Genomic DNA, 14,870 nt, shown 5'->3' with positions numbered 1-14,870 from the left:
CGATATACCGCTACACACCCTGAGAACGACATGCCTATCGACCTCGACGAAATCATCAAAGCGCTGGCCCATCCGGTACGCCGGCAGATTCTGGACTGGCTGAAAGACCCGCAGACCTGTTTCCCCGACCAGCAGCACACCTTCGACGGTGGTGTCTGTGCCGGGCAGATCGACCAGCGCACGGGTTTGTCGCAGTCGACCGTGTCCTCTCACTTGGCCACGTTGCAGCGCGCCGGTCTGGTGACCAGCCGCAAGCATGGCCAATGGCACTTTTTCAAACGCAACGAAGACGTCATCCAGGCGTTCCTGCAAGAGCTGAGCAAACAGCTCTGATTCAACCCTTTCAAGGAGACGCCACGTGCCTCTATCGCTACTCGTCCTGGCCCTGAGCGCTTTCGCCATCGGCACCACCGAATTCGTCATCATGGGCCTGCTGCCCGATGTCGCCGCCGATCTGGGCGTGAGCATCCCCGGTGCCGGCTGGCTGGTGACCGGTTACGCACTGGGCGTCGCCATCGGCGCACCGTTCATGGCCATGGCCACCGCCAAGTTGCCGCGCAAGGCCGCGCTGGTTGCGCTGATGGGCATCTTCATCGTCGGCAACCTGCTCTGCGCCATCGCTTCGGACTACAACATCCTGATGATCGCCCGGGTGGTCACCGCCCTGTGTCACGGTGCGTTTTTCGGTATCGGCTCAGTCGTGGCGGCTGGCCTGGTGCCCGCCAATCGCCGTGCTTCGGCGGTCGCCCTGATGTTCACCGGCCTGACCCTGGCCAACGTGCTGGGCGTGCCGCTGGGCACTGCGTTGGGCCAACAGGCCGGCTGGCGTTCGACGTTCTTCGCGGTGACGGTGATCGGCGTGATCGCTTTCATCGGCTTGATTCGCGTGCTGCCGAGCAAAACCGATGAAGAAAAGATCGACATGCGCGCCGAACTGAGCGCCCTCAAAGGCGGCGGTATCTGGCTGTCGCTGAGCATGACCGTACTGTTCGCCGCTTCGGTTTTCGCCCTGTTTACCTACGTGGCGCCGCTGCTGGGCGAAGTCACCGGCGTCTCGCCCCATGGCGTGACCTGGACGCTGATGCTGATCGGCCTGGGCCTGACCGCCGGCAACATCATCGGCGGCAAGCTGGCCGACCGCCGTCTGGCCGCCACGCTGATCGGCGTGTTCATCAGCATGGCCGTGGCCTCGACCGTCCTCAGCTGGACCAGCGTCGCGCTGATCCCCGCCGAGCTGACGCTGTTCCTTTGGGCTGTCGCCTGTTTTGCCGCGGTGCCTGCGTTGCAGATCAACGTGGTGACCTTCGGCAAAGACGCACCGAATCTGGTCTCGACCCTGAACATCGGCGCTTTCAACGTCGGTAACGCGCTGGGCGCCTGGGTCGGTGGCAGCGTCATCGCCCACGGCTTCGGCCTGACCAGCGTGCCACTGGCCGCCGGTGTGCTGGCCGTGCTGGCACTGTTGGTGACCCTGATCAATTTCCGTCAGCGCGGCGATGCCGAGCTGGCCGCGGTGGCGAACTGAACGCCAGACAGCACGAATCGAATAATAAGAAAAACTGCGGATTACACCCCTATAAATCCAGGAGCTTTTCAATGACTACCATTTTTGACCCGATCAAAATGGGCGAGCTGGAGCTGGCGAACCGTATCGTCATGGCCCCACTGACCCGTTGCCGCGCCGACGAAGGCCGCGTGCCTAACGCGATGATGGCCGAATACTACGTCCAGCGCGCCTCGGCAGGCCTGATCATCTCCGAAGCCACGTCGGTCACGCCGATGGGGGTCGGTTACCCGGACACCCCGGGCATCTGGTCCAACGACCAGGTGCGTGGCTGGGCCAACATCACCAAGGCCGTTCACGCGGCCGGCGGCAAGATGGTCCTGCAACTGTGGCACGTGGGCCGCGTCTCGCACCCGTCCTACCTGAACGGCGAAACCCCGGTTGCGCCAAGTGCCATCCAGCCCAAAGGCCACGTGAGCTTGGTGCGCCCGCTGTCGGACTACGTCACCCCGCGCGCGCTGGAGTTGGCTGAAATCGAAGACATTGTCGACGCCTACCGCGTCGGCGCCGAGAACGCCAAGGCCGCCGGTTTCGACGGCGTGGAGATCCACGGCGCCAACGGCTACCTGCTCGACCAGTTCCTGCAGAGCAGCACCAACCAGCGCACCGACCAATACGGCGGCTCGCTGGAGAACCGTGCCCGCCTGCTGCTGGAAGTCACCGACGCCGCCATCGAAGTCTGGGGCGCCGGCCGTGTCGGTGTGCACCTGGCACCGCGCGCCGACTCCCATGACATGGGCGACGCCAACCTGGCCGAAACCTTCACCTACGTAGCCAGCGAACTGGGCAAACGTGGCGTGGCGTTCATCTGCGCCCGTGAGCGTGAACTGGACGACAGCATCGGCCCGCAGTTGAAGAAAGCCTTCGGCGGCGTGTTCATCGCCAACGAGAAGTTCACCAAGGAAAGCGCCAACGCCTGGCTGGCAGAAGGCAAGGCCGATGCCGTGGCCTTCGGCATCCCGTTCATCGCCAACCCGGACCTGCCAGCCCGTCTGGCCAAGGATGCGGCGCTGAACGAGCCGCACCCGGAAACCTTCTATGGCAAGGGCGCCGTGGGTTATCTGGATTATCCGGCGCTGTAAGTCGCTGACCGCTTGATCCCGTTCTCCGGTAGCACGACAAAAAGCCCCGACTGATCAGGTCGGGGCTTTTTCATTCCGCAGCCTTGGCGTGATGCAACACGCCGTTATGCGTTTTCGACCTCAGGCGGCTCGATGGTGCCGTCCGGGCGCCTGATCGAACCGTCCGGATATTTGACGGTGCCGTCTTGCCACTCGATCTTGCCGTCAGGATGCTGGACGGTGCCGTCGGCGAACACTATTTTGCCGTCCGGGTGGGTCACGGTGCCTTCGGAATCGACAGTCCTGCCATCGGCATGCTGCACGGTGCCGTCCGGATGCGTCACCGCAGTACCTTCAGGGTTGGTCACTCCGCCGTTCGGCCAGGTCGCAGACCCATCTGGGTTAATGATGCTGCTGGCTGGATTGACCAGCGTCAGCACGCCGGTGACAGTGTTGATGACGGTGGTGACCTTTTCAAAAGTCGAAGGGCCAGTGCGTTCGTCTGGCTTGACCGGTGGCTTCACAGGCGGTTTGACCGGAGGCTTGACCGGCGGTTTCACTTGAGGTTTGACCGGCGGTTTCACTGGTGGTTTGACCGGCGGCTTCGGACGCTTTGGCGGGCCGGCCTTGATGGCTGCATGGGTTGGGTTATCGCCCGTTGTCTGATCATTGTTCATCTTTCATTTTCCTTATGAGGTCGCCCCCCATTTAAGGGGCGCCGACCGTCCTTGTTCCATTGGCTAATCGTCCATCAACTCCTGTCGATGGAATGGTTCCTATCGCCCTGGCCAGGTGATGTTTGCGAAGTTACTTCCCGGCCGGAAAAAAACAAGCGCCAAGACCATAAAAGCCTATGAATTTCAAGATACTAGGAAATAACTGACGGCAAATTCCGAGGTTTTCCGAATAGCCGGACGACGTGATCCGAGGAGAGGCAGAAGCGCCAGGAGATCAGATGTGATGGCATGCCGGTGGGGGCGAATCCATTCGCTGGCAAGCCGTGCTGCTACGGAGCGTAAGCAGGTATCTGTAGGAGCACGCTTGCCCGCGATTGTGCCCTGTCAATCACCTTCAAGGTGTCAGGCATATCGCTATCGCGGGCAAGCGCGCTCCTACGAACAGCGGACGTTATTGCTGTCGCGCGTTGATCTGCTGCGACAGGTTCTGGATCTGGCTTTGCAGGGTGTTGATGTTACGGGTCATCTGACCGCGAAAAGCATCGAACTCGGCCGTGCTGGCGCCAGACGAGGCCGGGGTCGCCGGACGGTTGTCCTGCTGGCTCTTGAGCACGATCATGTCTTGTTCCAGACGCTCGATGGCCTGGCTGTTGTTACTTTTCTTCAGGTTGGCAACATCGGCACCGAGGCTTTTGAGTTCACCATCCAGACGCGACTGTTCGCTCTGCGTCGCCTGGATCGCCTTGCCATCGGGCATCGCCGCCTTCAGCGCTGCCAGTTCCGTGGCGACGGCCTTGAGCTGTTCCTGCAATTGCTGATTGGTGGCCTGCTGCTGGGTGCTCTGCCCGGCAATCTGTTCCAGACGCTTGTCCAGCCCGCCCTGCACACCGGCAACGCCTTGCTGCTGGCGGTTCTGCTCGGCCAGTTGTTCCTGCAACTGCTTGATCTGTGCCTTCAAGGCTTCGCCGCCGCTGTTGGCGACCGACTCGGTGGCCACCACCTTGCCGGAAATATCCTGCAGACGCCCCGCCGCTTCCTCACTGATTCGCGCGAAGCTCTCCTGGGTCGCCACCAGTTGCTGCTCCATCAGCGAGACCTGCTGAAAACTCCACCAACCCAAACCACAGAAGGCAATGAACAGCGCGCCGATCAAGGCCCACAGCGCGCCCGTACCAGGCGCCTTGACCTTGACCACCGGCGTGGTGCGCGAATACACCGTGGTGCGTTCACGGGCACCGGCCGAGGGGATGAAATCGTCGTCATCGTCTTTGGCGCTGAGGTGCGGCACGTCATCGACGTCGTCATACGGATCTTTGCGCATGGGCTTCCCTTTGAAAAACACTGAATCTGAATGGAGCAGTACTACGACCGCCTGAATGGCCTGCCGTTTTACAGCGGCCCGCCGTGCTGTGCTTTCCACCAGCTGCAGAACTCGTCCAGTGCGGTCCAGACACTGACCTTGGGCTGGTAATCCAGATAATACCGGGCGCGGCTGATATCAAGCGTGAAATCACGTGTCATGACCTGCATGCCCAGTCTGGACAGCGTAGGTTCAGGTCGGCCCGGCCACAGCAGGCAGGCCGTCTCGTTGATTGCCGCGGCGCTGTAGGCCAGCCCGTAGCTGCGATAGCGGGTCACCGGCGGCAACTGCATCTGCCGCATCACGTAATTGACCACGTCCCACAGCGGAATCGGCGTGCCGTTGCTGATGTTGTAGGCCTTGCCCAGCGCCGAACCGCTGGCCAGCAGGCTGCTCAGCAGCGCTTCGTTGAGGTTGTGAATGCTGGTGAAATCGACCTTGTTCAGGCCATTGCCAATGATCGACAGGCGCTTTTTGCGCTGCATCTGCATCAGCCGCGGAAAGATGCTGGTATCGCCGGCGCCGGTGACAAAACGCGGACGCAGGGCGATGACTTCCAGACCGAACTCTTCGGCACCGAACACCTTCTGCTCGGCCAGGTATTTGGTCGCGGCGTAATGGTTGTGGAAGCGTTTGGGCACTTGTTCTTCGCGGATGTCCAGGTGCGAACGGCCATCGAAATAGATCGACGGCGACGACAGGTGCACCAGACGCCGGACCCGCTGCTTGAGGCAGGCCTCGACGACATTTTCGGTGACCTGGACGTTGCCCTGCTGGAAGTCCACGCGACGCCCCCAGTTGCCGACCGCACCGGCGCAATGCACCACGGCCTCGACGTCGTCACACAGCGCCAGCACCACGTCCGGATCGTTGAGGTCGCCCTGGATGAATTCGGCGCCGCGCCGTACCAGATGTTCGACACCTTCCGCGCGACGGCCGTTGACCCGCACGCTGAAGCCCTGCTCCAGGGCGAAACGCGCAAAGCGCCCGCCGATGAAGCCGCTCGCGCCGGTGACCAGAATCTTCATTTACCACTCCACCTGTTCATAAACCGCACATCGCTTACGACGAACACGGCGCTCCCCTATGTAGGAGCGTGGCTTGTCCCGCGACCTGCCGGGAACCGGCAGCAACCCCTGACGACTATGCCTTTCTGACACACCGCGTATACCGGATTTACGACTGCTTCGCAGCCGGTCGCAGGACAAGCCAGCTCCTACAAGGAACATCGCTCGCATTGCGACGCTCACATCTGCGCCAACGGCACCAGCCAAAGCCCGGCTTTTTTTGCCAGATGGTCGGTCAGCGCCGACAGCAACTGCCCGCCATTGCGCCAATGATGCCAGTACAAGGGCACATCGATGCAGCGGTCAGGCAACAATTCCACCAGCCGGCCGCTCGCCAGTTGCTCGCGCACCTGCAACTCGGGCACTAGCCCCCACCCGACGCCGGCCTCGGTCATGCGGATGAAACCTTCGGACGACGGACACAAATGGTGCTCGAAACCGCCCTCTGCGCCCAGCATTGCCAGGTACCGATGCTGGAGAAAATCGTCCGGCCCGAACACCAGCGCCGGCGAGCGGGCCAACGCCTGCGCCGTCACCCCGTTCGGAAAATGCCGGGCAACGAATGAAGGGCTGGCCAACGCACGATAGCGCATGGCGCCAAGCAGCAGGCTGCGCGCCCCCGCCACCGGTCGTTCGCTGCCGCAGACACAGGCCGCCACTTCACCCGCACGCATGCGCTTGAGGCCGACGTCCTGATCCTCGACCACCAGGTCGGTGAGCAGCCGTCGCTCGGCACAGAAATCGCCCACGGCAGCAGCCCACCAGGTCGCCAGGCTGTCGGCATTCAGGGCGATTCGCAGTCGCTCCGGCAGACCGCCTTCGTCCAGCGCCGGCACCACGCTTTGCAGATCGCGCTCCAGCAGACGGACCTGCTGCACATGGTTGAGCAGGCGCCGACCGATGTCGGTCGGGCTCGGTGGCGTGGCGCGCACCAGCACCGGCTGGCCGACCCGCGCTTCGAGCAATTTGATCCGCTGCGACACCGCCGATTGCGACAGGCCCAGTACGTGAGCGGCACGCTCGAAACCGGCCTGTTCGACCACCGCCGCCAGCGCCGAAAGCAATTTATAGTCGAACATCAGTTTTCCTAATGAGCAATCAGGATTATTGGTTTTCCTTATACCGTCGGATTACCGACAATCGCCAGCACAACGCCGTTTTATTCGATCAGGAGCACAGACACCGTGTGGCAAAGTTATCTCAATGGCCTGTTGGTCGCGGGCGGCCTGATCATGGCCATCGGCACGCAGAATGCCTACGTACTGGCGCAAAGCCTGCGTCGCGAACATCACTTGTCCGTCGCGCTATTGTGCATTCTCTGCGACGCGGTGCTGGTGACGGCCGGGGTGTTTGGTTTGGCCAATGTGCTGGCGCACAACCCGACGCTGCTGGCGGTCGCGCGCTGGGGTGGCGTGGTGTTTCTGCTGTGGTACGGCAGCAAGGCATTGCGCCGGGCGCTGTCGCCACAAAGCCTGTTGCAGGGTGACAGCGACGGCCAGCGTTCGCGGCGGGCCGTGTTGTTGACGGCCCTGGCGGTGACACTGCTCAACCCTCACGTTTACCTCGACACGGTGCTGCTGATCGGCTCCCTCGGCGCCCAGCAAAGCGTGCCCGGCGCTTACGTGGTCGGCGCAGCCAGCGCGTCGCTGTTGTGGTTCTCCGCCCTGGCACTCGGCGCAGCATGGCTGGCACCGTGGCTGGCAAGACCGGCCACCTGGCGGGCGCTGGATCTCATGGTGGCGGTGATGATGTTCAGCGTGGCGGTGCAGTTGGTTCGTTCAGCGTGAGAGGTCGACACACGGATGACTGCCGGTGGTGATCGCCGTTTTGTAGGAGTGAGCTTGCTCGCGATGCGTCGGATCAGTCGGTGCAGCAGGTACAGATAGATTGCAATCGCGAGCAAGCTCACTCCTACAAGGGAACGCACCAACCTTTCGCGCAATGCTCTGGAACCTCTATCCCACACAGTTGTTGCGTGGTTAAGCATCGGGGCCGGTGCTATGATCCTGCCCCTGCGTCGCAAAAGAGTAAAAACTCAACCGGCGCATGTTCTGTCTGGCCGCCCGTGATCGGCCTTGCGCTCACCGCAACTGACCTGATTAGGAGAATTACCATGGCTTTCGAATTGCCGCCGCTGCCGTACGCCCATGACGCTCTGGCACCGCACATCTCCAAGGAAACCCTGGAATACCACCACGACAAGCACCACAACACCTACGTCGTGAACCTGAACAACCTGGTGCCAGGCACCGAGTTCGAAGGCAAGACTCTGGAAGAAATCGTCAAGACTTCCTCGGGCGGTATCTTCAACAACGCAGCCCAGGTCTGGAACCACACTTTCTACTGGAACTGCCTGGCGCCAAACGCCGGCGGCCAGCCTACCGGCGCCCTGGCTGACGCGATCAACAAGGCTTTCGGTTCGTTCGACAAGTTCAAGGAAGAGTTCAGCAAGACTTCCATCGGCACCTTCGGCTCCGGCTGGGGCTGGCTGGTGAAAAAGGCTGACGGCTCCCTGGCACTGGCCAGCACCATCGGCGCAGGCAACCCGCTGACCAACGGCGACACCCCGCTGCTGACCTGCGACGTCTGGGAACACGCCTACTACATCGACTACCGCAACCTGCGTCCAAAGTACGTCGAGGCGTTCTGGAACCTGGTGAACTGGAACTTCGTTGCCGAGCAGTTCGAAGGCAAGAGCTTCGCCGCCTGATTCCTGCTTCGCATGAAAAACCCGGCCTCGCCGGGTTTTTTTTCGCCTTCTGCATGCGCTTTCTGTATTGTCGAAAAACGATGGCGTACTAATATCATTTTTCATCGCAATCCGATAAAACGAAACTCAAGTTCCACCCGCTGTCTACCGACACAGTGGTGATAGCCTTACTTTGCCTGCATGTGAACCGTTAACCAGATGAAACAGGCCAGGTGTGAACCAGTACGCTTGACCCGAAGGCGTGCATTGCCAATGCTTGCAAACAGTCACCCGCTATCAGCATGGATGAAGGAATGCCCATTTGAAGCTGGAACTCAAAAACAGCTTGTCGGTGAAGCTGTTGCGTGTGGTACTGCTCTCGGCGCTGGTCGTGGGCGTGGTACTCAGCTGCGCACAGATCGTCTATGACGCGTACAAGACGCGGCAGGCCGTCGCGACTGATGCAGAACGCATCCTCGACATGTTTCGCGACCCTTCGACTCAGGCGGTTTACAGTCTGGATCGGGAAATGGGCATGCAGGTCATTGAGGGTCTGTTCCAGGACAAGGCCGTGCGCATGGCGTCCATCGGCCATCCGAACGAAACCCTGCTGGCAGAAAAATCCCGCGACCTGAATGCGTCCCCGACGCGCTGGCTGACCGACCCGATCCTCGGCCAGGAACGCAGTTTCACCACTCAACTGGTGGGTCGCAGCCCGTACAGCGAGTATTACGGCGACCTGCGCATCACCCTCGACACTGCCACCTACGGCGAAGGCTTTCTGGTCAATTCGCTGATCATTTTCATTTCCGGTGTGCTGCGCGCGCTGGCCATGGGCATGGTGCTCTATCTGGTCTATCACTGGCTGCTGACCAAGCCACTGTCGCGCATCATCGAACACCTGACCAGCATCAACCCAGACCGCCCCAGCGAGCACCAACTGCCGCTGCTCAAGGGCCACGAAAAGAACGAGCTGGGCATCTGGGTCAACACCGCCAACCAGTTGCTGGCCTCTATCGAGCGCAACACCCACCTGCGCCACGAAGCCGAATCCAGCCTGTTGCGCATGGCCCAGTACGACTTCCTCACCGGTTTGCCCAACCGCCAGCAGCTGCAACAGCAACTGGACAAGATCCTCGTCGACGCCGGCAAGGTGCAGCACCGGGTCGCCGTGCTGTGCGTGGGGCTGGATGATTTCAAAGGCATCAACGAACAATTCAGCTATCAGGCCGGCGATCAGTTGCTGCTGGCCCTGGCCGACCGTCTGCGCAGCCACAGCGGACGCCTCGGCGCCCTCGCCCGTCTGGGTGGCGACCAGTTCGCCCTGGTCCAGGCCGATATCGAGCAGCCGTACGAAGCCGCGGAACTGGCGCAGAACATCCTCGACGATCTGGAAGCGTCGTTCAGTGTCGATCAGCAAGACATCCGCCTGCGCGCCACCATCGGCATCACCCTGTTCCCGGAAGACGGCGACAGCACCGAGAAGCTGCTGCAGAAAGCCGAACAGACCATGACCCTGGCCAAGACCCGCTCGCGCAACCGCTATCAGTTCTACATCGCCAGCGTCGACAGCGAGATGCGCCGTCGCCGCGAGCTGGAAAAAGACCTGCGCGAAGCGCTGGTGCGCAACCAGTTTCATCTGGTCTATCAGCCACAGATCAGCTACCGCGATCATCGCGTGGTCGGCGTCGAAGCACTGATTCGCTGGATTCACCCGGAACACGGTTTCGTCCCGCCGGACCAGTTCATTCCTCTGGCCGAACAGAACGGCACCATCATCGCCATCGGCGAATGGGTGCTGGATCAGGCCTGCAAGCAACTGCGCGAGTGGCACGATCAGGGCTTCATCGAATTGCGCATGGCGGTCAATCTGTCCACCGTGCAACTGCACCACGCCGAGCTGCCGCGGGTGGTCAACAACCTGCTGCAGATCTATCGCCTGCCGCCGCGCAGCCTGGAGCTGGAGGTCACCGAAACCGGCCTGATGGAAGACATCAGCACCGCCGCCCAGCACCTGCTCAGCTTGCGCCGCTCCGGCGCGTTGATCGCCATCGATGACTTCGGGACCGGCTATTCCTCGCTCAGCTACTTGAAAAGCCTGCCGCTGGACAAGATCAAGATCGACAGGAGTTTCGTGCAGGACCTGATCGACGACGAAGACGACGCGACCATCGTGCGCGCCATCATCCAGCTCGGAAAAAGCCTGGGCATGCAGGTCATCGCCGAGGGCGTGGAGACCACCGAGCAGGAGGCCTACATCATTTCCGAGGGCTGCCACGAAGGCCAGGGCTACTTCTACAGCAAGCCGCTGCCGGCCCGGGAACTGCTGGCGTACCTGAAGCAGGCCAAGCGGACTCAGGTGGGAGTCTTGTAGGTTCGAACGCCTCCCCTTGCAGGAGCTGGCTTGCCCTGCGATCGGCGAGGAACCCGTCGTGAAACCCTACGCATTGGCCGTGTCAGATACACCGCATTCACCGGATTTACGACGGGTTCCCCGCCGCTCGCAGGACAAGCCAGCTCCTACAGGGGGCGCATGAAACGCTTTGTAACAGCTTGAAATATCTCCCCTCTCGGCACGGGGCATTTTGCCTTTACACCGAATGCAAATACTTCGCATTATGTCGCAGCTTTTTTCGGCCCTCACCACCGCTCACACACTTTCCAGACGCAGGATTCCGTCATGATTCGTATGCCCCTGGCTACCGCCAGTCTGCTGGCCATCGCCATTTCTCTCGCCGGTTGTGATCAAGGCAAGGACAAGCCCGTCGCTGCAGCGCCAACACCGGCTCCGGCAGCCGCCGCGCCTGCCCAGACCAGCGATGCCGCCACCAAGGCCGTGGTCGCGAATTACGCCAACATGGTCTTCGCCGTATTCAGCGATGCCGAATCCACCGCGAAGAAACTCGGCACTGCCGTCGACGCTTTCCTCGCCACCCCGAACGACCAGACCCTGAAAGCCGCGCGCGACGCCTGGGTCGCCGCGCGCGTGCCGTACATGCAGAGCGAAGTGTTCCGCTTCGGCAACACCATCATCGACGACTGGGAAGGTCAGGTGAACGCCTGGCCGCTGGACGAGGGCCTGATCGACTACGTCGCCAAGGACTACCAGCACGCGCTGGGCAACCCGGGCGCCAGCGCGAACATCATCGCCAACACCTCGATCCAGGTCGGCGAAGACAAGGTCGATGTCAGCGAAATCACCCCTGAAAAACTGGCCAGCCTGAACGAGCTGGGCGGCGCCGAGGCCAACGTTGCCACCGGTTACCACGCCATCGAATTCCTGCTCTGGGGCCAGGATCTGCACGGCACCGGCCCGGGCGCCGGCGAGCGTCCGGCCAGCGACTACGTCGAAGGCAACGGTGCAACCGGTGGTCACAACGACCGTCGCCGCGCCTACCTGAAAGCCGTCACCGATCTGCTGATCAGCGACCTCGAAGAAATGGTCAACAACTGGAAGCCGGGCGTGGCCGACAACTACCGCGCCAGCCTGGAAGCCGAGCCGGCCGAAAGCGGCCTGCGCAAGATGCTGTTCGGCATGGGCAGCCTGTCCCTGGGCGAACTGGCGGGCGAGCGCATGAAGGTGGCACTGGAAGCCAACTCCAGCGAAGACGAGCACGACTGCTTCAGCGACAACACTCACAACTCGCACTTCTACAACGGTCTGGGCATCCGCAACGTCTATCTGGGCGAATACACCCGTGTAGACGGCAGCAAGGTCAGCGGCCCGAGCCTGTCGTCGCTGGTGGCCAAGGCTGACGCCGCCACCGACACCGCCCTGCGCGCCGACCTGGACAGCACCCAGGCCAAGTTGCAGGCCATCGTCGACCACGCCAACAAGGGCGAGCACTTCGATCAACTGATCGCCGCTGGCAACACGGCCGGCAATCAGGTGGTGCGTGACGCCATCGCCGCACTGGTCAAACAGACCGGCGGCATCGAACAGGCCGCCGGCAAGTTGGGCATCACCGATCTGAACCCGGACAACGCCGACCACGAATTCTGATTCGTCCGTCAGCGCCAGCGGTGACCGAAAATGCCGACCCATTCGTGGGTCGGCATTTTTTTGGTCGCCACAATACCTGTAGGAGTGAGCTTGCTCGCGATAGCAGTGTGTCAGTCACCGGTGCGTACCAAACCAACCGTAATCGCGAGCAAGCTCACTCCTACAGTCATCGTGTTCTTTCTCTTAACGGCAACCTGCCGAGGAACACTCTGTAAATCCTGTAAGGCATTTCCTGTTCAGCCTCTGCTGCATTGAACAGCCCCTGTTCGACGTCGATCATGCGCACTCCGTTGACCCACTCGATCCAGGAGGAGACCGACCGTGCCCAAGAGAGACAAAAAGAGGAGCCGCGTCAGCCATGCCAAAGCCAACGATTACGGAATCCATATGCTGGTAGGACTCAAAGGCCCCAGGGCCTGGAAAGTCACGATCTACCGGGATGGCAAGACCTTCAACAAACTGTTTTCATTCTCCCGCCACGGCGGTCGCGACGCCGCTCGCAAGGCCGCCGACGCCTGCCGCGACGAACTCCTGCTGGCCAATCTGCCCAAACTCAGCCGCGACGTGCGGCAACGCCTTATCGCCACCAACACCAGCGGCCATCCCGGCGTGCATTACCGCTGTTACACCGGCATCGCCTACTGGGTGGCGCGCACCACCCTGCGCAATGGCAGCAGCGTGACCAAGTCCTTCCGCGTCGAGCATTACGGCTACGAACACGCCAAGGAGCTGGCCATTCGCGAACGCGAGCGCCAACTCGACGGTATCGGCGATTACCGCTCGTTCAAAGTCGAAGAAGGCGAACGCCGGTTGATGCAATTGATCGTAGAAAATCCGACGCTGGCGATTGCCGGCATCTGAACCACGCCTCCCCGCCTCTCGCCGGCAAATTGGTAACAACTCGTTTCGAGAGGCACTGACAAACGCAAATCCCTCTTATTCCTGAAGGTCGGGGCTGGTAAGCTTGCTCGCCCCGAATTCCCCCCCTTTGCAGGATGTGTATGGCTGCGCGGCTCCGTATTTCGTTGTGCCTGCTGATGGCTGCGGCCCTCGGTGGGTGCGATGATGCCCCGCGTTTCAGTGCCGCCGAACCCGGCGAGGCACAGTCCGGCGGCGCCGCCACGGTCAACCGCAGCGACCGCAATGCGTTTTCCCTGCCATCGGCCAACCTGTCGCCGACCCGCCGGCTGGACTTCAGCGTCGGCAACAGCTTCTTCCGCAGCCCCTGGGTCATCGCACCCTCCACCACTACAGCCCGCGATGGCCTCGGCCCGTTGTTCAACACCAACGCGTGTCTGAACTGCCACATTCGCGACGGTCGCGGTCATCCGCCCGAGCCGGGGGCCGACAACGCCGTGTCGATGCTGGTGCGCCTGTCGATTCCCGACGACCCCGCCTACGCCGAGCAACTGCGCCAGCAGGGCCTGGTAGCCGAGCCGACCTACGGCACGCAGTTGCAGGATATGGCAGTTCCCGGCATTGCACCGGAAGGCAAGGTGCGGGTGGCCTACGACACGATGACCGTGCATTTTCGCGACGGCACGCCAGTGCATCTGCGCCGCCCGACGCTGCAGATCACGCAACTGGGTTATGGCCCGCTGCATCCACAGACTCGCGCCTCGGCGCGCATCGCCCCGCCGATGATTGGCCTCGGTCTGCTGGAAGCGATTCCGGAAGCGGCGATCCTCGCCAACGTCAATCCGAACGGCAAGAACGGCAGCGGCATCAACGGGCAGCCGAACTGGGTCTGGGACGACGCGCAGCAGAAAACCGTGCTCGGCCGCTTCGGCTGGAAAGCCTCGCAGCCCAGCGTCAACCAGCAGAACGTCCACGCACTGGCCGGTGACATGGGCCTGACTTCAAGCCTCAAGCGCAGCGACGATTGCACCGTCGCACAACGGGACTGTCGTCAGGCACCCAACGGTGAAGGGCCGGACGGCGAGCCGGAAGTCAGCGACAACATTCTGCGGCTGATCACGTTCTACACCCGTAATCTCGGGGTGCCGGCCCGCCGCGACGTCAACGATGCACAGGTGCTGACCGGCAAGAATCTGTTCTTCAAGGCCGGCTGCCAGCAATGCCATACGCCACAGTTCACCACTGCAGCGAACGCCGCCGAGCCGGAGCTGGCCAATCAGGTGATCCGTCCTTACACCGACCTGCTGCTGCACGACATGGGCGAAGGTCTGGCCGACAACCTCAGCGAGTTTCAGGCCAGCGGTCAGCAATGGCGCACCCCGCCGTTGTGGGGCATCGGCCTGACCGACGCGGTCAGCGGCCACACCCAGTTTCTGCACGACGGCCGTGCCCGCAATCTGATGGAGGCCGTGCTCTGGCACGGTGGCGAGGCCCTGCCCGCCCAACGTCAGGTGCTGGCCTTCGATGCCGACCAGCGCGCTGCGTTGCTGGCGTTTCTGAATTCTCTCTAACCGTATTTTCTGAAAAAAGG

The 14,870-nt window shown here is 61.9% G+C and carries 13 protein-coding genes; 9 read left to right on the top strand and 4 right to left on the bottom strand.

Translation table 11 applies throughout. The features are described from left to right. Window positions 1-30: 30 nt before the first annotated feature. The 3 genes from ACIPL0_RS04120 (at window position 31) to ACIPL0_RS04110 (ending at window position 2,646) form a co-directional block, all read left to right on the top strand. Entirely contained in the window at window positions 31-333 is a 303-nt protein-coding gene (locus ACIPL0_RS04120; protein WP_400593327.1) for an ArsR/SmtB family transcription factor, read from the top strand. 25 nt (window positions 334-358) lie between these two features. Beyond that, window positions 359-1,525: an MFS transporter gene (locus ACIPL0_RS04115; RefSeq protein WP_400593330.1), complete on the top strand. Its 1,167-nt coding sequence runs from the start codon at window positions 359-361 to the stop codon at window positions 1,523-1,525. 71 nt (window positions 1,526-1,596) lie between these two features. Further along, complete coding sequence (locus ACIPL0_RS04110) at window positions 1,597-2,646, top strand: alkene reductase (protein ID WP_400593333.1); 1,050 nt, start codon at window positions 1,597-1,599, stop codon at window positions 2,644-2,646. Between the two features lie 104 nt (window positions 2,647-2,750). Here ACIPL0_RS04110 and ACIPL0_RS04105 read toward each other — a convergent pair whose 3' ends face one another. From ACIPL0_RS04105 to ACIPL0_RS04090, 4 genes are all read right to left on the bottom strand, one after another. Further along, complete coding sequence (locus tag ACIPL0_RS04105) at window positions 2,751-3,302, bottom strand: hypothetical protein (protein ID WP_400593336.1); 552 nt, start codon at window positions 3,300-3,302, stop codon at window positions 2,751-2,753. Between the two features lie 451 nt (window positions 3,303-3,753). Further along, window positions 3,754-4,623 (bottom strand): ATPase, encoded by an 870-nt coding sequence (locus ACIPL0_RS04100; protein WP_400593339.1) that lies wholly within the window; start codon window positions 4,621-4,623, stop codon window positions 3,754-3,756. Between the two features lie 68 nt (window positions 4,624-4,691). After that, window positions 4,692-5,690: an NAD-dependent epimerase/dehydratase family protein gene (locus tag ACIPL0_RS04095; RefSeq protein ID WP_400593342.1), complete on the bottom strand. Its 999-nt coding sequence runs from the start codon at window positions 5,688-5,690 to the stop codon at window positions 4,692-4,694. Between the two features lie 218 nt (window positions 5,691-5,908). Continuing rightward, complete coding sequence (locus ACIPL0_RS04090) at window positions 5,909-6,808, bottom strand: LysR family transcriptional regulator ArgP (protein ID WP_400593345.1); 900 nt, start codon at window positions 6,806-6,808, stop codon at window positions 5,909-5,911. A gap of 105 nt (window positions 6,809-6,913) precedes the next feature. Between ACIPL0_RS04090 and ACIPL0_RS04085 the strand changes: the two genes are divergently transcribed. The 6 genes from ACIPL0_RS04085 (at window position 6,914) to ACIPL0_RS04060 (ending at window position 14,850) form a co-directional block, all read left to right on the top strand. After that, entirely contained in the window at window positions 6,914-7,516 is a 603-nt protein-coding gene (locus ACIPL0_RS04085; RefSeq protein WP_400593348.1) for a LysE/ArgO family amino acid transporter, read from the top strand. 326 nt (window positions 7,517-7,842) lie between these two features. Next, on the top strand, window positions 7,843-8,439 hold the full coding sequence (locus tag ACIPL0_RS04080) for a superoxide dismutase (RefSeq protein ID WP_400593351.1): 597 nt from the start codon (window positions 7,843-7,845) through the stop codon (window positions 8,437-8,439). Window positions 8,440-8,740: 301 nt separating this feature from the next. Next, the gene (locus ACIPL0_RS04075; protein WP_400593354.1) at window positions 8,741-10,792 is read left to right on the top strand and encodes a putative bifunctional diguanylate cyclase/phosphodiesterase; all 2,052 of its coding nucleotides are present in this window, start codon (window positions 8,741-8,743) and stop codon (window positions 10,790-10,792) included. Window positions 10,793-11,098: 306 nt separating this feature from the next. After that, the gene (locus ACIPL0_RS04070; protein WP_400593357.1) at window positions 11,099-12,421 is read left to right on the top strand and encodes an imelysin family protein; all 1,323 of its coding nucleotides are present in this window, start codon (window positions 11,099-11,101) and stop codon (window positions 12,419-12,421) included. A gap of 387 nt (window positions 12,422-12,808) precedes the next feature. Further along, window positions 12,809-13,282, top strand: a complete 474-nt coding sequence (locus ACIPL0_RS04065; protein WP_400593359.1) for an AP2/ERF family transcription factor — start codon at window positions 12,809-12,811, stop codon at window positions 13,280-13,282. A gap of 140 nt (window positions 13,283-13,422) precedes the next feature. After that, complete coding sequence (locus tag ACIPL0_RS04060; protein ID WP_400593362.1) at window positions 13,423-14,850, top strand: di-heme oxidoredictase family protein; 1,428 nt, start codon at window positions 13,423-13,425, stop codon at window positions 14,848-14,850. Window positions 14,851-14,870 lie beyond the last annotated feature (20 nt).

The sequence above is a fragment of the Pseudomonas sp. NPDC090208 genome, assembly GCF_044746785.1.
In the GTDB taxonomy this organism is placed as follows: Bacteria; Pseudomonadota; Gammaproteobacteria; order Pseudomonadales; family Pseudomonadaceae; genus Aquipseudomonas.
The sequence above is the reverse complement of the archived record's forward strand: the minus strand, read 5'-3'. Positions and strand labels throughout refer to the sequence as shown.

Excerpts from the sequence above, each read along its gene's own strand:
- ACIPL0_RS04120 (WP_400593327.1), top strand. The coding sequence starts at position 31 with ATGCCTATCGACCTCGACGAAATCATCAAAGCGCTGGCCCATCCGGTA.
- ACIPL0_RS04110 (WP_400593333.1), top strand. The coding sequence starts at position 1,597 with ATGACTACCATTTTTGACCCGATCAAAATGGGCGAGCTGGAGCTGGCG.
- ACIPL0_RS04105 (WP_400593336.1), bottom strand. The coding sequence starts at position 3,302 with ATGAACAATGATCAGACAACGGGCGATAACCCAACCCATGCAGCCATC.
- ACIPL0_RS04100 (WP_400593339.1), bottom strand. The coding sequence starts at position 4,623 with ATGCGCAAAGATCCGTATGACGACGTCGATGACGTGCCGCACCTCAGC.
- ACIPL0_RS04095 (WP_400593342.1), bottom strand. The coding sequence starts at position 5,690 with ATGAAGATTCTGGTCACCGGCGCGAGCGGCTTCATCGGCGGGCGCTTT.
- ACIPL0_RS04090 (WP_400593345.1), bottom strand. The coding sequence starts at position 6,808 with ATGTTCGACTATAAATTGCTTTCGGCGCTGGCGGCGGTGGTCGAACAG.
- ACIPL0_RS04080 (WP_400593351.1), top strand. The coding sequence starts at position 7,843 with ATGGCTTTCGAATTGCCGCCGCTGCCGTACGCCCATGACGCTCTGGCA.
- ACIPL0_RS04070 (WP_400593357.1), top strand. The coding sequence starts at position 11,099 with ATGATTCGTATGCCCCTGGCTACCGCCAGTCTGCTGGCCATCGCCATT.
- ACIPL0_RS04065 (WP_400593359.1), top strand. The coding sequence starts at position 12,809 with ATGCTGGTAGGACTCAAAGGCCCCAGGGCCTGGAAAGTCACGATCTAC.
- ACIPL0_RS04060 (WP_400593362.1), top strand. The coding sequence starts at position 13,423 with ATGGCTGCGCGGCTCCGTATTTCGTTGTGCCTGCTGATGGCTGCGGCC.